At 61.7% G+C, this 24,143-nt stretch carries 17 protein-coding genes; 4 read left to right on the forward strand and 13 right to left on the reverse strand.

All coding sequences use genetic code 11. The features are described from left to right. Positions 1-6 precede the first annotated feature (6 nt). The gene (locus FFM81_RS03155; RefSeq protein ID WP_138385334.1) at positions 7-1,059 is read right to left on the reverse strand and encodes a threonine aldolase family protein; all 1,053 of its coding nucleotides are present in this window, start codon (positions 1,057-1,059) and stop codon (positions 7-9) included. 534 nt (positions 1,060-1,593) lie between these two features. Here FFM81_RS03155 and gltB point away from each other — a divergent pair. After that, entirely contained in the window at positions 1,594-6,318 is a 4,725-nt protein-coding gene (gltB, locus tag FFM81_RS03160; protein ID WP_025417040.1) for a glutamate synthase large subunit, read from the forward strand. Between the two features lie 218 nt (positions 6,319-6,536). Further along, entirely contained in the window at positions 6,537-7,991 is a 1,455-nt protein-coding gene (locus tag FFM81_RS03165; RefSeq protein WP_025417039.1) for a glutamate synthase subunit beta, read from the forward strand. Positions 7,992-8,202: 211 nt separating this feature from the next. On the opposite strand, the gene FFM81_RS03170 is transcribed toward FFM81_RS03165, so the two are convergent. Both FFM81_RS03170 and FFM81_RS03175 read right to left on the reverse strand, forming a co-directional pair. Then, positions 8,203-9,438 (reverse strand): SGNH/GDSL hydrolase family protein, encoded by a 1,236-nt coding sequence (locus tag FFM81_RS03170; protein ID WP_173883756.1) that lies wholly within the window; start codon positions 9,436-9,438, stop codon positions 8,203-8,205. 181 nt (positions 9,439-9,619) lie between these two features. Next, positions 9,620-10,843, reverse strand: coding sequence for a lytic murein transglycosylase (locus FFM81_RS03175; RefSeq protein WP_025417037.1), 1,224 nt, complete (start codon positions 10,841-10,843; stop codon positions 9,620-9,622). Between the two features lie 202 nt (positions 10,844-11,045). Here FFM81_RS03175 and galU point away from each other — a divergent pair, with 202 nt between their 5' ends. After that, a complete protein-coding gene (galU, locus tag FFM81_RS03180; protein ID WP_003566516.1) occupies positions 11,046-11,933 on the forward strand; it encodes a UTP--glucose-1-phosphate uridylyltransferase GalU in 888 nt (295 codons plus the stop codon). Positions 11,934-11,991: 58 nt separating this feature from the next. Here galU and FFM81_RS03185 read toward each other — a convergent pair whose 3' ends face one another. Further along, entirely contained in the window at positions 11,992-13,527 is a 1,536-nt protein-coding gene (locus tag FFM81_RS03185) for an outer membrane beta-barrel protein (RefSeq protein ID WP_128399000.1), read from the reverse strand. A gap of 143 nt (positions 13,528-13,670) precedes the next feature. On the opposite strand from FFM81_RS03185, the gene FFM81_RS03190 reads away from it, so the two are divergent. Further along, positions 13,671-14,666, forward strand: coding sequence for a KpsF/GutQ family sugar-phosphate isomerase (locus tag FFM81_RS03190; protein ID WP_003566513.1), 996 nt, complete (start codon positions 13,671-13,673; stop codon positions 14,664-14,666). 14 nt (positions 14,667-14,680) lie between these two features. Here FFM81_RS03190 and FFM81_RS03195 read toward each other — a convergent pair whose 3' ends face one another. The 9 genes from FFM81_RS03195 to FFM81_RS03235 form a co-directional block, all read right to left on the reverse strand. Beyond that, the gene (locus tag FFM81_RS03195; RefSeq protein ID WP_138385336.1) at positions 14,681-15,136 is read right to left on the reverse strand and encodes an NfeD family protein; all 456 of its coding nucleotides are present in this window, start codon (positions 15,134-15,136) and stop codon (positions 14,681-14,683) included. Positions 15,137-15,139: 3 nt separating this feature from the next. Then, a complete protein-coding gene (locus tag FFM81_RS03200; protein WP_003566510.1) occupies positions 15,140-16,177 on the reverse strand; it encodes an SPFH domain-containing protein in 1,038 nt (345 codons plus the stop codon). A 169-nt stretch (positions 16,178-16,346) separates the two neighbouring features. Further along, positions 16,347-17,381, reverse strand: coding sequence for a ferrochelatase (hemH, locus tag FFM81_RS03205; RefSeq protein ID WP_097533144.1), 1,035 nt, complete (start codon positions 17,379-17,381; stop codon positions 16,347-16,349). A gap of 124 nt (positions 17,382-17,505) precedes the next feature. After that, positions 17,506-19,476, reverse strand: coding sequence for a bifunctional metallophosphatase/5'-nucleotidase (locus FFM81_RS03210; protein ID WP_138385337.1), 1,971 nt, complete (start codon positions 19,474-19,476; stop codon positions 17,506-17,508). Between the two features lie 201 nt (positions 19,477-19,677). Beyond that, positions 19,678-20,052 carry an outer membrane lipoprotein Omp10 gene (gene omp10 / locus FFM81_RS03215; RefSeq protein WP_138385338.1) on the reverse strand — a complete coding sequence of 125 codons (375 nt, stop codon included), beginning with the start codon at positions 20,050-20,052 and terminating at the stop codon, positions 19,678-19,680. Between the two features lie 171 nt (positions 20,053-20,223). Continuing rightward, positions 20,224-21,675: a homospermidine synthase gene (locus FFM81_RS03220; RefSeq protein WP_025417032.1), complete on the reverse strand. Its 1,452-nt coding sequence runs from the start codon at positions 21,673-21,675 to the stop codon at positions 20,224-20,226. Between the two features lie 187 nt (positions 21,676-21,862). After that, the gene (locus tag FFM81_RS03225) at positions 21,863-22,147 is read right to left on the reverse strand and encodes a YciI family protein (RefSeq protein WP_138385339.1); all 285 of its coding nucleotides are present in this window, start codon (positions 22,145-22,147) and stop codon (positions 21,863-21,865) included. A gap of 2 nt (positions 22,148-22,149) precedes the next feature. Beyond that, on the reverse strand, positions 22,150-22,779 hold the full coding sequence (locus FFM81_RS03230; protein WP_138385340.1) for an aminotransferase class IV family protein: 630 nt from the start codon (positions 22,777-22,779) through the stop codon (positions 22,150-22,152). Continuing rightward, positions 22,776-23,930, reverse strand: a complete 1,155-nt coding sequence (locus FFM81_RS03235; protein ID WP_138385341.1) for an aminodeoxychorismate synthase component I — start codon at positions 23,928-23,930, stop codon at positions 22,776-22,778. Before FFM81_RS03235 ends, FFM81_RS03230 begins: the two co-directional genes overlap by 4 nt. Positions 23,931-24,143: the final 213 nt, after the last annotated feature.

A 24,143-nucleotide genomic window follows, 5' to 3' on the forward strand; every position in this document is an offset into this window, starting at 1 on the left:
AGGCGGTCAGGCGGCCAGGCACTTCAGGAAACCATCCACATCGGCTTCCGTGGTTGCGAAGCTGGTAACGAGGCGGATCAGGTTCTCGCTTTCGGAAACGAGTTCCGGCGCTGCCGCAGGCACCGGCCATTCATAAAATTTCGCACCTTTTTCCCCTGCTGTTTTCGCAGCGCTCTTGCTGATGACGGCAAAGACCTCGTTGGAAGCGGTCCGCCAGGCGAGACGCCCGGCGCTGCTGGCGGCAATACCGGCGCGCAGCCGGTCGGCCATGGCGTTCGAATGGCGTGCGAGGTCGAGCCAGAGGCCGTTTTCGAAATAGGCGTCGAACTGGGCTGCGATGAAACGTGACTTGGAGAAGTGCTGAGCGGCGCGCTTGCGGATGAAGGGCATTTCCCTTGCCTGCTCCGGATTGAAGAAGACGATCGCTTCCGCGCACCAGCAGCCGTTCTTGGTGCCGCCGAAGGAGAGCATGTCGACGCCGCGTTTCCACGTCATTTCGGCCGGGGTTGCGCCGAGCGCAATCAGTGCATTGGCGAAGCGGGCGCCATCCATGTGAAGCGGCAGGTTGCGCTTCCTCGATATGGCGGCGATTTCGCCGATCTCCGGCAGGGAATAGACCGTGCCGATTTCAGTTGCCTGGGTGATGGTCACGGCGCTGGCGCGGCCATGGCGGAGAGCGTCCTCCGGAAAGTTTGCGATTTTTTTGGAAAGCCCGGCCGGATCGATCTTGCCGGCTTCGCCGTCGATCGCCATGAGCCTGGCGGAGCCGGAGAAGAATTCCGGCGCCCCGCATTCATCTTCGATCACATGCGACTCGGTATGGCAGAAGGTAATGCCGCCCGGGCGCTGGACGCTTGCCAGCGACAGGGAATTGGCGGCCGTGCCGGTGGCGACGAAGAAAACCGAAACCTCACGTTCGAAGATCTCGCAGAAGCGGGTTTCGACCTTCTTGTCGAGATCGCCGGCGCCATAGGCAGGAGCATAGCCGGCCGATTCCGCCAGCAGACGTTCGGCAATGGATCTGTGGGCGCCGGCCCAGTTATCGGAAGCAAAGAACATGGCGGAGACCGTGGGGAGTGGATGTGCTGGGAGGTTCGCAGCGGACCTTACGCCAAAGCTTCACCGGATCAAGTTTATCGCCCCTGACACATCACGAAAATCGAACTACGCAATCAATAAAAAGAATGAGACATAAATGCGTAATTTTATTTCGCCTATGGGGTTTATCTGGCAATCTTCCGTCGCAAAATCACGATTTTTAAACGGGCGCTCTTGCGGACCGAGATCGTTTCTGGCATAGAACTGATGAATTAGGACAGTGTTGCTGTCCTATTTTGGCCCTTGTGGCCGAAGAGGCGCCGAAAACCCTGGCAGCGACGGGCTTTCACGCTATAGTTCTCCCAAGCGTCAAGCCCCAGGCGGCGCGCGGAGGCGAATGGCAGGCGCGGAACGCGACGGTTTGCTTTCCTTAATAAGCAGATGTCTGCGGCCGATCTTCACCATGCAACAGCGCTGTCGTGCGCCGAACCTATTCTGGTTGCGGCACAGGACGAAAAGCCGCCCGCGGCCTCGCGGGCTTCGACAGGAGGAAAGATGATGACGAAGACGCCATCCATGGAATTTGACCGGTTTGCTGCTGCCGAGGCGCGCGCTACGGCCAATATGTCCAAATCCGCCTCCGGCCTGCCGAAGAAACAAGGCCTCTACGACCCGCGCAACGAACATGACGCCTGCGGCGTCGGCTTCGTAGCGCATATGAAGGGTGAGAAGTCGCACCAGATCGTCAAGGACGGCCTGTTCATGCTCGAGAACCTGACGCATCGCGGCGCCGTCGGCGCCGATCCGCTGATGGGCGACGGCGCCGGCATCCTGGTGCAGATCCCCGACCAGTTCTTCCGCGAGGAAATGGCCGCGCAGGGCATCACCCTGCCGCCGGCCGGCGAATATGGCGTCGGCCATATCTTCATGCCGCGCGATGAAAAGCAGATCGAGCACTTCAAGAAGGTGATCAAGGACGTCGTCACCGAGGAAGGTCAGGTCCTCATCGGGTTTCGTGACGTGCCGGTCGATAATTCCTCGCTCTCCAAGGCGCCAGCGATTGCCGCCACCGAGCCGCATCACGTGCAGGTCTTCATCGGCGCCGGCGAGGATGCCGAAAACAATGACGAGTTCGAGCGCCGGCTGTTCACGCTACGCAAGGTGATCTCCAACCGCATCTATGATGAGTTCGACGGCGAAGAGAGCAATTTCTATCCGGTGTCGCTGTCGTCGGCGACGGTGGTCTACAAGGGCATGTTCCTGGCCTATCAGGTCGGCGCCTATTACAAGGACTTGACAGACCCGCGTTTCGAAAGCGCGGTCGCCCTGGTGCACCAGCGCTTCTCGACGAACACCTTCCCGTCGTGGAAGCTCGCGCATCCCTACCGCATGGTCGCCCATAACGGCGAAATCAACACGTTGCGCGGTAACGTCAACTGGATGGCGGCGCGCCAGGCCTCGGTCTCCTCGCCGCTGTTCGGCGAGGATATCTCCAAGCTCTGGCCGATTTCCTATGAAGGCCAGTCCGACACGGCCTGTTTCGACAATGCGCTCGAATTCCTGGTGCGCGGCGGGTATTCGATGGCGCATGCCGTGATGATGCTGATCCCGGAGGCGTGGGCCGGCAACCAGTCGATGGCCGCCGAACGCAAGGCCTTCTACGAGTATCACGCCGCATTGATGGAGCCCTGGGACGGGCCGGCTGCCGTTGCCTTCACCGACGGCAAGCAGATCGGCGCCACGCTCGACCGCAACGGCCTGCGGCCGGCGCGCTACCTCGTCACCGATGACGATCGTGTCATCATGGCGTCCGAAGCCGGGGTCTTGCCGGTTCCGGAGGAGAAGATCATCCAGAAGTGGCGCCTGCAGCCGGGCAAGATGCTGCTGATCGACATGGAAGAAGGCCGCATCATCTCCGACGACGAGGTGAAGTCGAAGCTTGCGACGGCGCATCCTTATCGCAGCTGGCTCGGCCGCACCCAGTTGATCCTCGAAGAGCTGAAGCCGGTGGAGCCGCGGGCGCTGCGCCGCGACGTGTCGCTGCTCGACCGTCAGCAGGCCTTCGGCTACACGCTCGAAGATACACGCATCCTGATGTCGCCGATGGCGACGACGGGGCAGGAGGCGATCGGCTCGATGGGCACGGACACGCCGATCTCGGCGATGTCGGAAAAGCCGAAGCTGCTCTACACCTATTTCAAGCAGAACTTCGCGCAGGTGACGAACCCGCCGATCGACCCGATCCGCGAGGAGCTGGTGATGAGCCTGGTCTCCTTCATCGGCCCGCGGCCGAATATTCTCGACCACGAAGGCATGGCCAACGCCAAGCGACTCGAAGTGCGTCAGCCGATCCTGACCAATGGCGATCTCGAAAAGATCCGCTCGATCGGGCATACGGAAGACCGTTTCGACACCAAGACGCTCGATTTCACCTATGATATCGAGCGCGGTGCGGCCGGCATGCCCGAAATGCTCGACCGGCTCTGCGAGCGCGCGGAAGCCGCCGTCAAGGGTGGCTACAACATCATCGTGCTCTCCGACCGTCAGATCGGGCCTGATAGAATCGCCATTCCGGCGCTGCTGGCGACGGCTGCCGTGCACCATCACCTGATCCGCAAGGGGCTTCGCACTTCGGTCGGTCTCGTCGTCGAGACCGGCGAGCCGCGCGAGGTCCATCATTTCTGCCTGCTCGCCGGCTACGGCGCCGAGGCGATCAACCCCTATCTCGCCTTCGACACGCTGCTCGACATGCATGCCAAGGGCGAATTCCCGAAGGAAGTGGATGCTTCCGAGGTCGTCTACCGCTACATCAAGGCGGTCGGCAAAGGCATCCTCAAGGTCATGTCGAAGATGGGCATCTCGACCTATCAGTCCTATTGCGGCGCGCAGATCTTCGACGCGATCGGCCTGTCGTCGGAACTGGTCGACAAGTATTTCTTCGGCACCGCGACGATGATCGAAGGCATCGGCCTGGAGGCGATCGCTGCCGAGACCGTCGACCGCCACAACGCGGCCTTCGGCACGGATCCGCTGCTGGCGACGACACTCGACATCGGCGGCGAGTATGCCTACCGCATGCGCGGCGAAAGCCATGCCTGGACGCCGGATGCGGTCGCCGCCCTTCAGCATGCCGTGCGCGGCAATGCCGAGGACCGCTACCGCGAATTCGCCGAAATGGTGAACGCCTCGGCGCTGCGGATGAACACGATCCGCGGGCTCTTCAGCGTCAAGAGCGCCGAGGCGCTCGGCCGCAAGCCTGTTTCGATCGATGAGGTCGAGCCGGCGGCCGATATCGTCAGGCGTTTCTCGACGGGGGCGATGTCCTTCGGCTCGATCTCCCGCGAGGCGCACACGACGCTGGCGATCGCCATGAACCAGATCGGCGGCAAGTCGAACACTGGCGAGGGTGGCGAGGAATCCGACCGCTATATGCCGCTTTCCGACGGTTCGATGAACCCGGAACGCTCGGCGATCAAGCAGATCGCCTCGGGCCGCTTTGGCGTCACCACCGAATATCTCGTCAATGCCGACGTGCTACAGATCAAGGTGGCGCAGGGCGCCAAGCCTGGCGAAGGCGGCCAGCTGCCGGGTCACAAGGTCGATGCGACGGTTGCCAAGACCCGCCACTCGACGCCGGGTGTCGGCCTGATTTCGCCGCCGCCGCACCACGACATCTATTCGATCGAGGATCTGGCGCAGCTGATCTACGACCTGAAGAACGTCAACCCGACCTCGGATGTCTCGGTCAAGCTGGTCTCGGAAGTCGGCGTCGGCACCGTTGCTGCCGGTGTCGCCAAGGCGCGCGCCGACCACATCACCGTCGCGGGTTTCGACGGCGGCACGGGCGCGTCGCCGCTGACCTCGCTCAAACATGCCGGCAGCCCCTGGGAGATCGGCCTTGCCGAAACCCAGCAGACGCTGGTGCTGAACGGCCTGCGGTCGCGCGTGGCGCTGCAGGTGGACGGCGGTCTGAAGACCGGCCGCGACGTGATCATCGGGGCGCTGCTCGGAGCCGACGAGTTCGGCTTCGCCACCGCGCCGCTGATTGCGGCCGGCTGCATCATGATGCGCAAGTGCCATCTCAACACCTGTCCGGTCGGTGTGGCGACCCAGGATCCGGTGCTTCGCAAGCGCTTCAAGGGCGCGCCAGAGCACGTCATCAACTACTTCTTCTTCGTCGCCAATGAAGTGCGCGAAATCCTCGCCTCGCTCGGGTTCACCCGGCTCGACGAGATCATCGGCGCTTCGGAGCTGCTCGAGAAGGACGAGATGCTGTCGCACTGGAAGACCAAGGGCCTCGACTTCAGCCGCATCTTCCACAAGGTCGACGCCCCCAAGGAGGAGACCTTCTGGACGATCCGGCAGAAGCACCCCATCGACGATATTCTCGACCGCGTGCTGATCGAGCAGGCGCAGCCGGCACTGACCGCCAAGACACCCGTTGCCTTCGAGGTCGGCATCAAGAACGTCGACCGTTCGGTGGGCGCGATGCTTTCCGGCGAGGTCGCCAAGCGTTATCGCCACCGCGGGCTGAAGGAAGACACGATCAATGTGACGCTTCGCGGCACGGCAGGCCAGAGCTTCGGCGCGTTCCTGGCGCGCGGCGTCACTTTCAACCTTATCGGCGACGGCAACGACTATGTCGGCAAGGGGCTTTCGGGCGGCAAGATCATCATCCGGCCGCCGGAGAATTCGCGGATCGTCGCTGAAAACTCGATCATCGTCGGCAACACCGTGCTTTACGGTGCGACTGAGGGCGAATGCTATTTCCGCGGCGTGGCGGGCGAACGTTTCGCCGTGCGCAATTCGGGTGCGATCGCAATCGTCGAAGGTGTCGGCGACCATGGCTGCGAATACATGACCGGCGGCGTCGTCGTCGTGCTCGGCGCCACGGGCCGCAACTTCGCGGCCGGCATGTCCGGCGGTGTCGCCTATGTGCTCGACGAAACCGGCGATTTCGCCAGCCGCTGCAACATGGCCATGGTCGAACTCGAGCCGGTGCCCGAGGAGGATGACATGCTGGAGAAGCTGCATCATCACGGCGGCGATCTCATGCACAAGGGACGCGTCGACGTCTCGGGCGACATGACCCGCCATGACGAGGAGCGCCTTTACCAGCTGATCTCCAACCATCTGCACTATACGGGCTCCACCCGCGCCAAGCAGATCCTCGACAGCTGGGCCGACTACCGCCCGAAGTTCCGCAAGGTCATGCCTGTGGAATACCGACGTGCGCTCGAGGAAATGGAACGCAGCCGGATGGGCATCGCCGCGGAATGATTGCACCAGGACATCCGTCACCTGCTGACTGAGGTGACGGATGGCGAATATCTCGATGACCCGTGTGACACCGACAGCGAAGGCCGGCCAGATCACACGGATGTCTTGCAAGGGATATGATCTATGGCGGTCAAGATAAGCAACTCGCTCGGGATACCGGGACTGACGATAGACAGATTGGCTGCGGTGAGGCGGTCATGAGGGTAAGGGACGAAGATATGGGTAAGGTAACAGGGTTTCTGGAAATCGACCGGCAAGTGGCGAAGTACCAGCCGGCGTCGGATCGTATCCGCCATTTCCGCGAGTTCACGATCCCGATGTCGGACCCGGAAGTGCAGAAACAGGCTGCGCGCTGCATGGACTGTGGCATCCCCTATTGTCACGGCCCCACGGGCTGCCCTGTTCACAACCAGATCCCCGACTGGAACGACCTCGTCTACAACAACAATTGGGAAGCGGCGATCCAGAACCTGCATTCGACCAACAACTTCCCGGAGTTCACCGGCCGCGTCTGCCCGGCGCCCTGCGAGGAAGCCTGCACCTTGAATCTCGAGGATGCGCCGGTCGCCATCAAGACGGTCGAACAGGCGATCGCCGACAAGGCCTATGAGCTCGGCTTCATCCGGCCGCAGCCGGCAACAGTCCATACCGGCAAGAAGGTCGCGGTGATCGGCTCAGGCCCGGCCGGCATGGCGGCTGCCCAGCAGCTCGGCCGGGCCGGCCACGAGGTGCATGTCTATGAGCGCGAGACCAAGCCGGGCGGCCTGCTGCGTTATGGCATTCCCGACTTCAAGATGGAGAAGAACTTCATCGACCGCCGCGTTGAGCAGATGAAGGGCGAGGGCGTCACTTTCCATTGCGGCGCCAATGTCGGCGTCGACATCAAGGTCGAGCAACTGCTCGCCGATCACGACGCCGTCCTCTATTGCGGCGGTTCCGAGACGCCGCGCGAGGCCGGCATTCCGGGTACCGACCTTGCCGGTGTGCACGATGCGATGCCTTATCTGGTTCAGCAGAACCGCCGCGTTGGGCGCGAGAACATCGACAGCGTCGGCTGGCCGTCGGATCCGATCCTTGCCGGCGCCAAACACATCGTCGTCGTCGGCGGCGGCGATACGGCTTCGGACTGCGTCGGCACGGCGTTCCGCCAGGGAGCCGTCAAGGTCACTCAGCTCGACATCCGGCCGCAGCCGCCTGAGAAGGAAGACAAGCTTGCCGTCTGGCCCTTCTGGGCGACGAAGATGCGCACCTCCTCCTCACAGGCCGAGGGCGCCGTGCGCGAATTCCAGGTGGCGACACTCGAATTCGTCGGCGAAGACGGCGTGCTGACCGGGGTCAAGTGCTGCGAGGTCGACGAGCGCCGGCGGCCGGTTCCGGGCACGGAATTCGTCATCCGCGCCGATCTCGCCTTCATCGCCATCGGTTTCCGCGGCCCGTTCACGACAAGCGTGCTGAAGGAACTCGAGGGAAAGCTGACGCTCAACACCGACAAGCGCGGCTCGACCAATGTCGTCGCCAACGACCGTGACTACAAGACTTCGGTCGACAAGTTCTGGACAGCGGGCGACGTGCGCCGCGGCCAGTCGCTGGTGGTCTGGGCGATCCGCGAAGGCCGCCAGGCGGCACGTGCCATCGACGAGGCGTTGATGGGCTCCACCGTTCTGCCGAATTGATGGCCCGTCGTATGGAGATGTGAAGATAGAGACTCCGCCTCTCCGGGCGGAGTTTATTATCAGGTGCCGCGCCTGCGAAAATCAAATCCAATTTTGGGATTACAGGCTGATGCGACTGCTTGCCGCGAGGCAATTCGGTCCACGATGAACACATCATTTGTCGTTTCGAAAGGCATTTGCCCCTACGGGAAGGCCGTCTTGCGCGGCCTTCTCATTTGACCGAGACTTCGGCCGGCGTCTTGGCTGCCGGCAGGCGGTAGTCATCGACGCGGCCGGGAGGGGGCGGCGTCATTTCGCCCTGCTCGACCAGGAGATCGCGCGGCGACCGCGTCAAAACCATCGGCGGGGGCCGGGCTCCGAGAAGCTCGGCGCCGCCGTCGAGATTAGGATCGGAGAGGCTGATCGGCACGGTATGTTCGACCGGATTGGTGGGAAGGCCGAGACCGGGGAGACTGCTGGAGTCGAGGCGGACCAAATCGGGGCTTGCCTGCGTGCCGAGAAGACGTCGCGCCGGTTTTTCCACATAAAAGGCAAGCTTGCGTCGGCCGGCCTGCGTCAGGTTGATGCCATCGGAGGTGCGCAGGCGCACCTGCTGGCCGTTCACATCCGAGCCGGTGACGATGAAGTTGCCGTTTTCATCGACGAAACCATCCCAGATGTCGACAAATTCGCCGCCGATGCTTTCGACCTGGTTGCGGTAAAGCTGGTTCATCTGCACGGCATCTGCCGTCATCTGATCGGATTCGAAGGCGGGAAGGCCGACCCAGAGCAGCGGAATCTTGCGGTCGGTGATCTCCTTGCCGAAAGAAAGAACACGGTGCCGGTATTCGCTAAACCAGCCGTCGGTGCGGAACTTCTCCTTGGCGGTATCGGTCACCATCTGCTGGCGGTCGTTGGCGCCGATCATGACGACGACCATTGCCGGCTTCAGCTCGTCGATCATCGGCGGCAGCTGCTCCGGCCAATTGTAATAATCGTCGCGGACGAGACCCGATGAGACATTGCCGCGGGCTTCGACGACGACCCCCGGCGAGGTCTCGAAGGCGGCGGTCAGGCCGTCGCCGAGGCCGCTGGCCATGAAATCGCCGACGATCAGAATCTTCTTGGCATCGCCGAGCTTCTGCACCGCCGGCTCCTCCTGCACGGGCGCGCGAAGCGGTGGCGCGGTGCGGGTATTGACCACGGCTTTCGGCGCGGGCGGTTTCTTGCGCTGCTGACGCCTCGGCTGCGGTGCGTCGGGAGTCTGAGGACTATCATCGAGGTAGCGTCGGCCGAGGAAGAAATCGAGGATCGAACGGCGCTGGTAGCGCTGCTCCTGAGCTTCGGCGATATGCACCGGCGCGACAGCGCCGAAGCATAGCGAAGCCGCCGCCAGGGCGAGCACAAGCCAACGGATTGAGGTCCGATCTGTTTTCTTCGTCATGGGCAGTTCCGCATCTGCCGGCATCTTGCACGCGGGGTAGGCCAGCGTCCACTCCCGCTACTATGTAGGTCACGGTTCTGCCGCTTCCAATCAGAGCTTGGTTTTGGCCGGAGCGCCGTGAGTTCTTCCAGACAAACGGCCCTCTAACACTTTGAATATACGCATCATTCTTTGAGAAAATCGATTCAATATTCGGGCCGATGTGCTAGCGACGAAGTGCGTTCAGAAGCGGCAATGAGGGCTCTCCGTCCGGCTGCATGCCGATGCGCGACTGCACCGCTGATATTGCCGCCTTCGAACCCGAGCCGAAATTGCCGTCGACCTCGCCATTGTAGTAGCCGAGCGTTTTCAGACGAGTCTGCAGCTCGAATTTCTCGGTGATGTCGAGGGCGCCATCCGGGCGCGGCCAGCGCTGCTGCATGCCGCCGTAGCCGGCGATCTGATCGGCAAGCAGGCCGACTGCAAGTGCATAACTGTCCGACGCATTGTAGTTCTTGATGGTGAAGAAGTTGGCGGTCATCAGGAAACCCGGGCCACTGGACCCGGCTGGCATCTTCAGCACGGCCTTGGTACCGCTCTCGCGGAAGGCTTTGCCGTTCGGGCGGGTCAGGCCAAGGGCTGCCCATTGGGCGAGGGTATGGGTCTTGCCGACCTGCTTGGCTGCTGCAGCGGGAACGACAACCTCGTAGCCCCAGGTCTTGCCGGTATCCCAGCCGTTCTTCATCAGGAGATTGGCCGAGGTCGCCAGCGCATCGGGCACCGAGTTCCAGATGTCGCGATGGCCGTTGCCGTCGGCATCGACGGCATAAAGCAGGTAGCTTGTCGGAATGAACTGGGTGTGGCCCATGGCGCCGGCCCAGGAGCCGGTCATCTCGCGTGCCGGCACGTCGCCGTTCTGCAGGATTTTCAGCGCGGCGACCAGCTGCTTCTTGGCGAACTTGGCGCGGCTCGGATCGGCATAGCCAAGCGTTGCCAGCGCGCGCGGCACGTAGTGCAGCCGGTCATCCTTGTCGAGGATCGCTCCGTAATTCGATTCCATCGACCAGATGGCGAGCAGAATGGTCTTGTCGACGCCGAATCGCTGCTCGATCGCAGCGAGCGTCCTTGCGTGCTTGACGGCCATCTCGCGGCCGATCTTCACTGTATAGGGATTGACGCGCGAATCGACGTAGTCCCAGATCTTCGAGGTGAATTCCGGCTGATAGGCCGCTTTTTCGAGCACGGTGGGATCGGGCTCGGTCACCCCGGAAAAGGCCTTTTGATAGGTTGCCTTACTGATGCCACTCTGAGCGGCTGTTTGGTAAAAATCCGCGATCCATTTCTGGAACCGGGAATCAGCTCTCGCGTTGTCGGGGACCAGTCCAACCTGGACGGCGACAACGAGGGCGAGAGCAAGACCACGAAGGGAGTTTTTGTGATTCTGGGTCATCGACAGTCGTATCCGTCATCTTCAGTTTTCGGGACAGCGAGGCATCATGTCCGCGCCAGAACCAAGACTACAGGAACGGAGTCAACAAATTCTTTACCATGGTGATCGGCTGCGGTCACCATTGCAAAACAGTAGCAATTCTATACTAGTTAAGGGTAAAAAGCCCTATTTCCAAAGCGATATGTCGAAGCAGGAGGCCGGTGTGGCTCAACACAACAAAGTTCGTAAAGCAGTATTTCCGGTGGCCGGGTTGGGGACGCGGTTCCTGCCGGCAACAAAGGCTGTTCCGAAGGAAATGTTGACCGTCGTCGACAAGCCGATCATTCAATATGTCGTCGATGAGGCGATCGAAGCAGGGATCGAACATCTGGTCTTCGTCACCGGACGCAACAAGCACGTCATCGAAGATTATTTCGATATTCATTTCGAGCTGGAGCAGACACTGCGCGAGCGAGCCAAGAAGGCTGAGATCACCCTTCTCGCCCAGCAGCTGCCGAAGGCCGGTACAGTGAGCTTCACCCGCCAGCAGGAGCCGCTCGGCCTCGGTCATGCTGTCTGGTGCGCGCGCGAGATCGTCGGCGACGAGCCCTTCGCGCTGCTGCTGCCGGATATGATCATGAAGGGCGACCAGGGCTGCATGAAGGGCATGATCGATCTTTACGGCCAGAGCGGCGGTAATATCATCGCCGTCGAGGAATGTGCGCCCGACCAAGCGCATAAATACGGCATCGTCGGCGTCGGCGAGGCGATCGGCGAGGGTTTCCGCATCACCGGCATGGTGGAAAAACCCGCCAAGGGGACGGCGCCTTCCAATTTCTTCATCAACGGCCGCTACATCCTGCAGCCGGAGATTTTCGGGATTCTCGAAACCCAGGAACGCGGCGCCGGCAACGAGATCCAGCTCACCGACGGCATGCTGAAGCTGCTGAAAGAACAGGATTTCGCTGGGTATCACTTCCGCGGCACGACCTATGACTGCGGCGCCAAGGACGGCTTCATTCTGGCGAATGTCGCCTACGCCCTTGAACGCGCCGATATCCGCCCGACCGTTGAAGGCGGCTTCAAGGAATTGCTTGCCAGCCTGAGGTAAGATTTCCAAAAAGCATGCAATGACAGATCGCCGCGTATCCTCCCGGATGCGCGGCGATCTAGCGTTTCAGCTTGAGGCCGACACCGGCGCGGAATTGCTGCGAGTCGTCGCCGTCCTTGCGAGTGGTCAGCTCGTAGCCGAGCGTGCTGGTCAGATCGAGATAACGGTTGATGTTCCAGGTCAGGCCGGTCGCCGCGGTATAGACGAGCTCGTCGTTGATGGTGCTGTCAGTCGGATAATCGCGCCATATGACGCCGCCGATCATTGTGCCCACCAGATTGTCGCGCAGCTGGTGGGTGACCGTCGTCGTCAGCGCGTGCGAGACATAGCCGCTCTCGCCCGCCGTGGTCGAGGGTTGGATGCTCGTCTGCAGGTCGAAATTGACGTCGGTGCCGCGGATCGGCGACCAGAGCAGGCTCGCATCGAGTGTCGCGGTATCGATCGAGGATAGGCGGCTGTCTTCGAAATTCGCCATCTCGTAGCCGACGCCGACTTCGCCCTTCAGCTTTTCGCCAAGATCGACCTCGACGCCCGCTTTGGCGCCATAGCTATGGCCCGAACGTTCGTAACCGGCGGAGTCGCGCGTTTCGTCATAGAGGGTACGGCCGATCGTGGCTTCGATGAATGGGATGAGCGCGGGGGACAGTTCATAGCCGACGCGGCCGCGCAGCGTGCCCGTCGTCTGGTCGCGGTCGCTCAAGGTCACGGTCGTGCCGTTCGAAAGCGTGGCATCGGAATAGATCGAACGGGTCAGCGCCAGTGCCGTCGTGCCGCGCAGGATACCGAAATCGTGTTGGACGGACGCGCCGGCGGTAAATTCCTGTACATCAGACTGCTGTGTGGCGTCGGCGATGGCGTCGGGATCATCCGTATCTTCCCGATAGAAATTATAACCGGCGGTGAGGTGGGCGACCGTATCGTTGGAAAGGTCCAGCCTGAGGTCGCCGTTGATCTTCAGGGAAGGCTGCTCCTCTCCTTCGCCGCTGATATTCTTCTGCCAGGCGCCTTCCGAGGTGACGGTCAGCTGGTGCCGGCCCCAGTCGGAGGTCAGCGTCGCGGCTGCATCGGTTTCGAGGAAGGCGCGCTGCTGCCGGGTATTCCCGTCCTTGGTGGTCTCGGTGTTGATGCTTTGGGTCACGCTCGGGCGGAGCACGAAAGTGCCGATCGGAATCCCCGGTGTTTCCGCCGTCGAGGCGCTTTCGGCAGCTCTGCGGCGCGGCAGCGTCTCGTCGACCGGCGCTTCACGGGTGTTCAGCCGGCGGATGTCCTCGTCGAGGATGGAGCCGGTAATATCGTCGCCGGTTTGCGCGTCCGGTATGGCCGGCCGTTGGGCATCGTCCGCACTCGCGGTCGTGCCGTTTGTCCCGGGAATGGCGGGGTCGTCCGTCTCGGCGTCGAAAGCGGCGGGATTGTTCGTCGTGCGATTGTCCTGGGACGCGGCAGAGCGGCCGTTTGCCGTCGTTGCCGGCTGGGAAACGGACTGAGCGAAGGCTGGTGTCTGGCCGAGAAGCACGCAACTGAACGCAGCAAAAGAGACGGCACAGCTCATGGCGCGGAGCGGCGTCACACTGCTCGTCTGTTTTGGTTGGCCCATGCAATTCGCGCCTGACATGCTTTCGGTTCTTACCCAAAGGTAAAGCCTCGTGGTTAATCATTCGTTGCCGACGGCGGGCGCCATTCACATTTCGGAAAGAGTGCGGGGTGGACTTGGAAAGTGAAAAGGTCTAACGCATTTTCATGAACAGAAGAGCGATAAACCTCGTCGAAAACAGCGTGCTCGAATCGGCAAAACGCACGATAGAGATCGAAAGACGCGGTCTTGAAGCGCTCGAACAGGCCTTCGATAATGGATTGGCCGGTGCCTTCACCCGCGCTGTCGAAGTCATAGGCGACATCACTGGGCGTGTCATCGTCACCGGAGTCGGTAAAAGCGGGCACATCGGCGTTAAGATTGCCGCAACCCTTGCTTCAACGGGCACGCCCGCATTCTTCGTGCATGCGGCCGAGGCTAATCACGGCGATCTCGGCATGATCGGCCAAGGTGATGCAATCATCGCCGTTTCCTGGAGCGGGCAGGCGCAAGAACTGAAGGCGATCCTCTCCTATTCGAGGCGCTTTTCCATTCCCCTGATCGCTATTACCTATGCTGAGGAATCGAGCCTCGGCCTAGCTGCCGATATCGTATTGAAGCTGCCAAAGGAAACGGAAGCTTGCCCGCACGGCTTGGCGCCTACAACCTCGGCTATTATGCAGCTTGCGATCGGCGACGCGCTGGCAGTGGCGCTGCTCGAAGCGCGGGGCTTTTCCGCCACCGATTTCCACGTCTTCCATCCCGGTGGAAAACTCGGCGCGAGCCTGATGCATGTCGCCGATATCATGCATACCGGTGAGAAGCTGCCGCTCGTTGCCAAGGGCACACCGATGCCGGAGGCGGTCACGGTGCTGTCGCGCAAACATTTCGGCTGCGTCGGCGTGCTCGATGAGGATGGGCGGCTCTGCGGTATCGTCACCGAAGGCGATATGGCGCGCAATCTGTCGCGCAATCTTGCCGTGCTTGCCGTCGACGATATCATGACCAAGACGCCGAAGACGGTGAAGCCGACGGTGCTGGCGACCGCCGCGCTGGCGCTACTTAACCAGCATCACATCGGCGCGCTGATCGTCATCGACGACGACAACAGGCCGGTCGGGCTGGTGCATTTCCACGATCTGCTGCGGATCGGCGTCGCCTGATCAGAGTCATTTGATCAGACGGGCTCGACTGTCAGGTCGCGGCCGTTGCTCGACACCACCTTCACCTGGGTTCCCGCCGGCAGGTCGGGTCCCATCACCTGCCATAGCGTATCGTCGAGGCGGATGCGGCCGCGGCCCTCGCGGATCGGCTCGTGCAGCGTCGCCGTGCGGCCGACGAGGCTCGCACCGCGCTGATTGAGGAAGGGCTCGTCGGTCGTCGAATTGCGCAGCGTCAGCCGGCGACCGGCGAAGGTCGTGGCGACGGCGAGCAGCGCAAAAAGGATCGCCTGCAATTCCCAGACCCAGAAGGCGTTGTCCCAGAAGATGAGTGACAGCGCTCCGACAATCAGGGCGGCAAGGCCGATCCAGACCAGGAAGAAGCCGGGCACGATCATTTCGGCGGCGAGCAACACCAAGCCTGCGACCCACCAGCTCCACGGACCGAGTTCGGCAACGATCTTCGCCAGCATGGCTTACCGCTCCGGATCAGGGTTGAAGGGGTTGGGGTTCGGCGGATTGATCGGCGGCGTCGTCCGGACCGGGGCGGGGCGGGGACGCGGTGGCAGCGGCGGAGGGGTTGGACCGTTGCCGGCATCGCCGAACACTTCGCGGGCAATGGCGCCGATGCCGCCGAGCGAGCTCAGGATGGAAGAGGCTTCCATCGGCATCAGCACGATCTTGGAATTGGATGCCGAACCGATCGAGGTCAGTGCCTCGGTGTATTTCTGGGCGACGAAATAGTTGATCGCCTGAATGTCGCCGGCGGCAATCGCTTCGGAAACCATCTTCGTCGCCTTGGCTTCGGCCTCGGCCAGGCGCTCGCGGGCTTCGGCATTGCGGAAGGCGGCCTCGCGCTGGCCTTCGGCCTGCAGGATGGCGGATTGCTTGGCGCCTTCGGCCCTGAGAATCTGCGCGTTGCGCGAGCCTTCGGCCTCCAGCACCTGGGCGCGTTTCTCGCGCTCGGCCTTCATCTGCCGGGCCATCGCATCGACGAGATCGCGCGGCGGCTGGATGTCCTTGATTTCGACGCGGGTGACCTTGATGCCCCAGGGCTGCACGGCTTCGTCAACGACGCGCAGCAGCCGGTCGTTGATCGCATCGCGGTTGGAGAGCAGTTCGTCGAGATCCATCGAGCCCATGACCGAGCGGATATTGGTCATGGTCAGATTGAGGATGGCGTTTTCGAGGTTGGCAACCTGATAGGCGGATTGGGCGGCGTTCAACACCTGATAGAAGGCGACGGCATCGGCCGAAACCGAGGCATTGTCCTTGGTGATCACCTCCTGGGTGGGGACGTTCAGCACCTGCTCCATCACGTTCAACCGGGCGCCGACGCGCTCGATGAAGGGGGTGATGAGATTAAGGCCAGGCTCCAGCGTGCGGGTATAACGGCCGAAGCGCTCGATCGTATAGCGATAGCCCTGCGGCACGGTCTTGATGCCGGCAAAGAGCACCAGGATGACGAAGATAACCAGCACGATTACGACAATGTCGAAGCCGCCGAACAGCATGAAAAACCCCTCCCAACGGCGCATGCGCCTATACACTGATGTGGTGAGTTAGCATGTTATTGGCGAGGAAGAAATGACCTCCGGATGCACAACCTCCAAGTGAATGAATGGTTGGGTGTCCGTAGGATTTTTCGGGAGACCCGGTGGGCGCCGTTTCCGGGAAGGGCCCTCAGATCCAGCCCTGCAATTCGCGGCGAACGACCTTTTCCAGCACCTTCATGCCGTCCTCGCCGTCGTTGAGGCAGGGGATATGGGCGAACTTCTCGCCGCCATTCTCGTGGAAGGAATGGGCCGCCTGTTCGGCGATCTCTTCCAGCGTTTCCAGACAGTCGGAGACGAAACCGGGATTGATGACGGCAATGCGCTTGATGCCGTTCTTGGCGAGGCTTTCCACCGTCTTGTCGGTGTAGGGCTGCAGCCATTCCTCGGGCCCGAAGCGGGACTGGAAGGTGACCATGAAGTTTTCCTTGGTGAGCCCCAGCCGCTCGCGCAGCAGCCGGCCGGTCTTCTGGCACTGACAGTAGTAGGGATCGCCCTGCTTGAAGTACGACATCGGAATGCCGTGGAAGGAGGCGAGCAGCATTTCCGGCTGCCAGTCGAGCGTCGCAAGATGCTTCTCGACGGACTTTGCGAGAGCCTCGATATAGGCCTCGTCGTCATGATAGTCGGGTACGGTGCGTAGCGCCGGCTGCCAGCGCATCGAGAGCAGCTTCTGGAAGGCCTTGTCGTTGACGGTGGCGGTCGTTGCTGCCGCATATTGCGGATAGAGCGGGAAGAGAACGATACGATCGCAGCCCTCTTGCTTCAGCGCCTCGATGCGCGAGGCGATCGACGGCGTGCCGTAGCGCATTGCCCAGTCGACCTTGACGTGATCAAGATCGCTCAGGCGTTCGGCCATCCGCTCCGACTGGTTGCGGGTGTAGGTGCGGAGGTAACTCTCGTTCTTCTCCTTGTTCCAGATCAGCTCGTAGGCCTTGCCGACCTTCTGTGGGCGGGTGTTGAGCACGATGCCGAACAGGATCGGATACCACTTCCACGGCGACCATTCGATGACGCGGCGATCGGTCAGGAATTCCCGGAGATAGCGGCGCATCGACGTGTAGTCGGTGCCATCGGGCGTGCCGAGATTGACCAGCAGGACGCCGACCTTGCCTGACTTGACGGCCGGATGGTCTGCCGGGCGAAGTGAAATATCTGCTGTCATTCTGGCCCCAACGCTCTTCTGTCTCGTCGGCTCATACGCAGCTTGGAGATCGTGGTTCACCCTATAGAAAGAAAAGCCGGCCCGGGAAAGCCCGGACCGGCGAGTGGCATCGGGACAAATCGTCTTACTTGGCGGGGACCTCGATCTCCTTGCCGACCGTCAGGTGACGCGGGTTCGGGCTGCCGTTGGCCTCCGAAAGCTTCCGCCATAACGTGCCGTCGCCATAGAAGGTCACGGCGAGATCCCAGAAGGTGTCGCCAGCGGCGATGACGTGGGTGGAAGGCGTCGTTGCGGCAGGGGCGGAAGCTGCCGGCGCCGGTGTCGGCTCCGCAGCAGGCGCGGGTGCTGCCGGCGAGGCCGGGGCAGGGGCAGGCTCGGCGGCCGGTGCGGGAGCGGCTGGTGCCGCAGGAGCGGGAGCAACTTCGCTTGTCGGTGCGCGTGCTGACGGCGCAGGAGCAGCCGGTTCGGCAGCGGGCGCCTGTGCTACGGTTGCACCGATTTCTGTGACGCGGCCATCGGTATAGGGCTTGTAGGGCGAATGGGCGGCCAGATATCCGGCGGTCACATCGGCAAGATCCGGGCCGAAGTCATAGGCGTTCTGGCCTTCCTTGAAGATCGAGTAGCCGTCGCCGCCTGAGCGCATGAAGTTGTTGGTGGCGATCTTATAGCTCTTGGCCGGAGCGATCGGAACGAAGTTGTCGCCATCCTTCACTTGGACATCGGTCACGCGGCTGCCGACAGGCTTGGACTGATCGAAGGAAAATTTGAGGCCGGCGACCTGCGGGAAGCGGCCGGCGCCCTGGTCGATCTGGCTGACGCCGTTTTCGAGCGCCTTGACGACATCGGCACCGGTCAGCTCGAACGTTGCGAGCGTGTTCTGGAAAGGCAGGACGGTGATGACCTCGCCCTGGGTGACCTCGCCGCCGTCGATCGAGGCGCGCAGGCCGCCGCCGTTCTGGACGGCGATGGTAACGCCCTGGTTCTTGGTGCGATCGAGCATAGCGTCCGCCACCAGATTGCCCATCGAACATTCCTTGACGCGGCAGACCTTGCGGTCGCCCTCGATCGGGGTTTCGGAGCTGCCGATGACCTTCTTGCGCAGTTCCTCGATCGGTTTAGCCAGTTCGGCGATGCGGGCAATGACAGCCGGATCGGGCGTGAAGGTGGAATCGATCAGGATGGGATCGCCCTTGGCATCCTTGACGACGCCGTTATCGTCGAAATTGACGGTGAGATCGCCGAGATATTTGCTGTAGGAGGCGGCCTGGACGACCGGCACCTTGTAGCCGCCGGGATTGTCGACCATCGTCGGATACGGGCCTTCTGCCTTCGGATCGGTGTTGGAGAGCAGGCTATGGGAGTGGCCGCCGACGACGACATCGACGTCCGGAATCTTGGCGATCAGAGCGAGATCGCGGGGATAACCGACATGAGTGAGCGCGATGATCTTGTTGACGCCCTGGCCCTTCAGATCCTGAACGGCTGACGTAATTGCCTGGACGTCATCAGCGATCGTGACGTTCGGGCCGGGGGAGGAAAGTTCCGCCGTATCGTTGGTCACGGCGCCGACGATGCCGATCTTCTGGCCGCCAACATTCAGCACCAGCGACGGCTTGATGCGGTCGCCGAGCTTGGAGGCGGCCGTTGCCTTGACGTTTGCCGTCACGACGGGGAATTGCACCTTGTCGAGGAAGGTCGCAAGCCCGTCCTCGCTGTCGTCGAATTCATGGTTGCCGACGGTCATGGCGTCGAACTTCATCAGGTTCAGGAATTCGGCTTCGGCAGCGCCCTTGTAGGTCGTGTAGAACAGCGAGCCCTGGAAATTGTCGCCGGCATTCAGCAGGAGAACGTTCTTGCCGGATAGCGCCTGACGGCGCTGGTCGATCGCGGTCTTCAGGCGGGCAGCACCGCCGAAGCATTCATTCTTGCCTTCCTCTTCGGCCGAGCAGGTGGAGTCGAACTTGTTGATCGATTCGATGCGCGAATGGAAATCGTTGATATGAAGAATATTGAGTTCGTAATCCGCAAAGGCGGCGCCCGCGCTCAGCGCCAGCATGGACGCGGTCAAAAGACCGAAGCTGAAAGACTTCGTCATCCCTGTTCTCCTGATTGAGGCGAAAGATCCCCCTGATCCTCGCCGATCCCTATCGTGGTGTCAGGCGGTTTCCCGCGTGCCGATGTTTCAACAAACGACGCATAGTCGCAAGGGGGAAGCTGGGTTTGCTGCTGCGCTTTCCAAGAGCCCGCAAAACAAAAAGCTCCCGAGTGGGAGCTTTTGCAGGGCCATATTGAAGCATCACAAACGACGTGTAAGCGTGAACTGCGAATTCGCTGCAGTCGTACAATTCAGCTGGCTCGTGCCGCTCATGGCGCAATTAACCAGGGAAGTCGTCCGCTTAACATTCGAGTAAAGGTTTATCTGAATGATCCCGTCGGGGGTTGTTGTATATGTTCCCGACGCCATCTGCGTGTTCGTTCCGTCGCTGGTGCGGGTTACAAATTGTCCATTCGTGAAAGCGGAGGTCAAGCCGTTGGCATCCGTCCATTCGCCTTCAACAGAATTTGTTGCAGGCGGCGCGACCGCGATCGGTCGCTGTTGCGGTCCTGATGAAACGCAAGCGGCAAGAGTGGCCGCTGCACCGACAAGAACGAGACCAGTTCTGATTTTCATAAGGCTTCTCCCGGCGAATCGGCGCGGCGGACACCCGCCAAGTTCGGGCAAAACATGGCGCGCGCCCGCCGCGAAGGCAAGCCTTGGAGCGGCGCCGGGCGGCATTTAGACAGCCGGCGTTACAAAAATGCCCGCCTTGCGGCGGGCATCTTCAGGGTTGCGTCAGCGATCTTAGCGAACAAGAATGTTCTTGAACTGCCACGGATCCTTGGTGTCGATCTCTTCCGGGAAGAGGCCCGGGCGGCCATCGAGCGGCGTCCAGTCGGTGTAATGTCCCTCGACCGGGCCGAGATAAGGCATCTGCACTTCGAGGCAGCGCTTGTAATCGATCTCGTCGGCTTCGACGATGCCGGCATTCGGGTTTTCCAGTGCCCAGACCATGCCGGCGAGAACGGCCGAAGTCACCTGCAGGCCGGTGGCGTTCTGGTAGGGCGCGATGCGGCGCGTTTCTTCGAGCGACAGGCGCGAGCCATACCAGTAGGCGTTCTTCTCATGGCCGTAGAGCAGGACGCCGAGTTCGTCGATGCCGTCCTCCAGCTCGTCCTCGTCGAGAACGTGATGGACCGGCTGGGCCGTGCCGCCGTTGCCGAACATCTCATGCAGCGAGAGCACGGCGTCATTGGCCGGATGGTAAGCATAATGGCAGGTCGGGCGGAAGGTCACTTCGCCGTCCTTGTCGCGAACCGTGAAGTAATCGGCGATCGAGATCGACTCGTTGTGGGTGACGAGGAAGCCATATTGCGGGCCGGGCGTCGGGCACCATGTGCGCACGCGGGTGTTGGCGCCCGGCTGTTCCAGGTAGATCGCCGCCTTGTTGCCCTTCTTGTGCTTCTTGGCGTTCTTCGGCATCCACTCTTCATGCGTGCCCCAGCCGAGTTCGGCCGGCTGCAGGCCTTCGGAAATGAAGCCTTCGACGGACCAGGTGTTCCAGAAGACGTTGAGCGGCTTCGGATGCTTCGTGCGCTGGGTGTCGCGCTCGGCGATGTGGACGCCCTTGACGCCGAGCTTCTTCATCAGCTTGGCCCAGCCTTCGCGATCGTGCTGGTCCGGTTCCTCGAACTTCAGGCCGGTGTCGTTGGCAAGGTTGACGAGTGCCTGCTTGACGAACCAGGAGACCATGCCCGGATTGGCGCCGCAGGTGGAAACGGCAGTAGCGCCGCCTGGGTTCTTCGCCTTTTCCTTGCGCACGGTTTCGCGCAGCGCATAGTTGGTGCGGTCGGCATTGCTCATGCCTTTGTCGAAATAGAAGCCGAGCCAGGGTTCGACGACGGTGTCGACGTAGAGTACGTCATGCTTGCGGCAGAGCTTGATAATGTCGAGCGAGGAGGTGTCGACCGAGAGGTTGACGCAGAAGCCCTGGCCCTCGCCTTCCGTCAGCAGCGGCTTCAGCAGTTCCTTGTAATTTTCCTTGGTGACATATTCCTTGATGTGGCGAACGCCGTGCTTCTTCAGGATCTCCATGTCGGAGGGCTCTTCGCGCGGGTCGATGACGACCATCCGGCTCTTGTCGAATTTGAAATGGCGCTCGATCAGGGGCAGGGTGCCGCGGCCGATGGAGCCAAAGCCGATCATCACGATCGGACCGGTGATTTCGGCATATACCGGATAGTTCTGTTCCGTCATTCTTTTCTCCTGTGGAAGGGGACGAAGGCGTAGAGCCCGAAGAATTCGTTTGAAATTGCCGCAGAAATTGCGAGGTGACCGGCTCTAACCACAAATCGGCGTCACAATAAAGAGTGTTGAGGGGGAAAGCTCAAATATCGGGCGGGCGAGATGGCGGCGAGAATCTGCCCGGCCTGCTGCAAAAATTTCAGCGCTTCAGGATTTCCAGTCCTTCTACCGTCGTCGTCACCGCAAGCTCGGTGATGTCGTAAGCGGCGACGCCGTGGATGGTGAAGGGATCGGCGGCGACATAGGCCTCGATGGTGGTGCGGTCGCCGATCGCGAAGATCGCGCCGCCGGTGCGCGGCACCTTGCGGCCGGAGGCGAGGAACCAGCCCTTGGCATAACCTTCATTCACCCAGGCCATGTGCGGCTCCATGTGCCGGTCGGCTTCGTCATTGGATTTGAGATAGGTGAGGGAGAGGATGAACATGCTCAGTTCCTGATAAGGTTGGCGCGGATTAGGCCGCGCAGCGAGTTGCCGATATACAGCGCGCCGGCATCGAGATCGGCAAGCGTCAGCCGGCTGACGCGGGCCTTGCGCGCGCAGATGAGCTCGGTGCGCAGCACGCCGGCAAGCAGGCCGCAGGAGATCGGCGGAGTGCGCAGAATGCCGGTTCCATCATCCAGGAAGATTGAGGTGATGGTGCCCTCGCAGACCTCGCCGCGCTCGTTCAACAGGATGACTTCATCGGCCTGTGCCAAGGCATATTCGGCGCGTGCGGCCTCGTAGACGGCGCGGCGCGTGGTTTTGACGCGCAGCAGCTTATCGGCGGAATCAAGGCGGGTCTCGGCGATGCGCACGGTCCAGGTGGCATCGGGCGCAAGAGGCGCGAAGGCGGCGCTCGTCACCTCGATGCGGCCTTGGGCGTCGAAGGTCAGCCGGATCCGCAGCGGGCCGCGAGCGCCCGCAACGGCTTCGTCCAGTCTCGCCACGGCGTCGATCGGCTGCGGGAAGCCGAGACGGCGGGCGGAGCGGGAAAGCCGGGCGAGATGCAGACGCAGGCGGATAAAACCGTCGCCGGGCTGCCAGCGCAGTGTCTCGATCAGCGAAAAATCGATCATCGTGCGATCCATTGCTCGCCGACGGCGAAGCGGGCCTTGAGCAGGCATTCCTCATATTCGGCCTCGGCGGTGGAATCGAAGACGATGCCGCCGCCGACATTGAAGATTGCCCGGCCGCCGTCAAAAAGCGTGATGGTGCGGATGGCGACGGAAAAGCGCATGGCGCCGGTCGGCGAGATCATGCCGATTGCGCCGCAATAGGCGTCGCGCGGGACATCCTCGAGCGCGTGGAGGATTTCCATTGCCCTGATCTTCGGCGCGCCGGTGATCGAGCCGCAAGGAAAGAGGGCGGCAAAGATGTCGCGGATCGCAAGGCCCGGGCGCAGTCGGGCCTGGACGTGGCTCACCATCTGGTGGACGGTCGGATAGGTCTCGATGTCGAAGAGTTTCGGGACGTCGAGCGTGCCGACCTCGGTGATCCGGGAAATGTCGTTGCGCAGCAGATCGACGATCATGCGGTTTTCGGCCTGCGTTTTGATATCGCTGCGCATGGCCTCGACGATTTCGGCGTCCTCGGCCGGCGTAGCGCCGCGTTTTGCCGTGCCCTTCATCGGATGGGTCTCGATCCAGCCCTCTTCATCGGTGCGGAAGAAGAGTTCGGGTGACCGCGATAGGATGATCGGGCCGCCGAGATCGACAAGTGCGCCGTATTTGACCGGCTGGCGTTCGATCAGCGACCAGAAAGCCGTAAGCGGATCGCCGTTCCAGCTGGCCTCGACTGGCATGGTGAGGTTGGCCTGATAGGCGTCTCCGAGCCGCAGATGATTGTGAAGACGGTCGAAGCGCTCTTTATATATGGGGAAATCCCAGGCGGCTTTCGGAGCGGTGAGGAATTCCTCGTTTTCGAGGCGCTGTTTTGGCTGGGCGAGCGGGTGTGTGTCCGGCTGCGGCGCGTCGAAGACGCCGAAACAGAGCAGCGGCGTTTCGCGGTTTTCGTTAGCGAAGGCCGCGAGTTTTTCCTCGAAGAGATATCCGGCCTCGTAGGCCATATAGCCGGCGAGCCATTTGCCCTCGGCCTGGGCCTGCTCCATTCTGATAAGGCCGGCGAAGAATTCGGCGCGCGTCCGCGCGATGATGATCTCAGCCGGCTCGGCGAAAAACATCACCTGGCCTGATGTGTCGTCGCGGAAGAGGATACAGGGATCAGACATGGTTGCGCCGCATCTTGCTTGGTTATCCGACGCTGGCGACGGCTTTGTTCTCTGCGATGCCGGACGACGTGAAGTTCGTGGTTTCGCGGCGGTTGGCCGAGACCGTAGTAATACCCACCTCCCTCATTCCTGTCCTAGGGCTTGACCCGAGGGATGTCACAGGAATCCAGCCACGGCGCGTCTGCGCCGTGAATGACTTATTTACGATAGGCC

Source organism: Rhizobium hidalgonense (genome assembly GCF_005862185.2).
GTDB lineage: Bacteria > Pseudomonadota > Alphaproteobacteria > Rhizobiales > Rhizobiaceae > Rhizobium > Rhizobium hidalgonense.

Bases quoted from the DNA above. Each gene is read 5' to 3' on its own strand.
- FFM81_RS03155 (WP_138385334.1), bottom strand. From the start codon at position 1,059: ATGTTCTTTGCTTCCGATAACTGGGCCGGCGCCCACAGATCCATTGCC.
- FFM81_RS03165 (WP_025417039.1), top strand. From the start codon at position 6,537: ATGGGTAAGGTAACAGGGTTTCTGGAAATCGACCGGCAAGTGGCGAAG.
- FFM81_RS03235 (WP_138385341.1), bottom strand. From the start codon at position 23,930: ATGTCTGATCCCTGTATCCTCTTCCGCGACGACACATCAGGCCAGGTG.
- omp10 (WP_138385338.1), bottom strand. From the start codon at position 20,052: ATGAAAATCAGAACTGGTCTCGTTCTTGTCGGTGCAGCGGCCACTCTT.
- FFM81_RS03185 (WP_128399000.1), bottom strand. From the start codon at position 13,527: ATGGGCCAACCAAAACAGACGAGCAGTGTGACGCCGCTCCGCGCCATG.
- FFM81_RS03200 (WP_003566510.1), bottom strand. From the start codon at position 16,177: ATGCTGTTCGGCGGCTTCGACATTGTCGTAATCGTGCTGGTTATCTTC.
- hemH (WP_097533144.1), bottom strand. From the start codon at position 17,381: ATGACAGCAGATATTTCACTTCGCCCGGCAGACCATCCGGCCGTCAAG.
- FFM81_RS03175 (WP_025417037.1), bottom strand. From the start codon at position 10,843: ATGACCCAGAATCACAAAAACTCCCTTCGTGGTCTTGCTCTCGCCCTC.
- FFM81_RS03220 (WP_025417032.1), bottom strand. From the start codon at position 21,675: ATGACGGAACAGAACTATCCGGTATATGCCGAAATCACCGGTCCGATC.
- gltB (WP_025417040.1), top strand. From the start codon at position 1,594: ATGATGACGAAGACGCCATCCATGGAATTTGACCGGTTTGCTGCTGCC.
- FFM81_RS03225 (WP_138385339.1), bottom strand. From the start codon at position 22,147: ATGTTCATCCTCTCCCTCACCTATCTCAAATCCAATGACGAAGCCGAC.
- FFM81_RS03195 (WP_138385336.1), bottom strand. From the start codon at position 15,136: ATGCTGGCGAAGATCGTTGCCGAACTCGGTCCGTGGAGCTGGTGGGTC.
- FFM81_RS03170 (WP_173883756.1), bottom strand. From the start codon at position 9,438: ATGCCGGCAGATGCGGAACTGCCCATGACGAAGAAAACAGATCGGACC.
- FFM81_RS03190 (WP_003566513.1), top strand. From the start codon at position 13,671: ATGAACAGAAGAGCGATAAACCTCGTCGAAAACAGCGTGCTCGAATCG.
- FFM81_RS03210 (WP_138385337.1), bottom strand. From the start codon at position 19,476: ATGACGAAGTCTTTCAGCTTCGGTCTTTTGACCGCGTCCATGCTGGCG.
- FFM81_RS03230 (WP_138385340.1), bottom strand. From the start codon at position 22,779: ATGATCGATTTTTCGCTGATCGAGACACTGCGCTGGCAGCCCGGCGAC.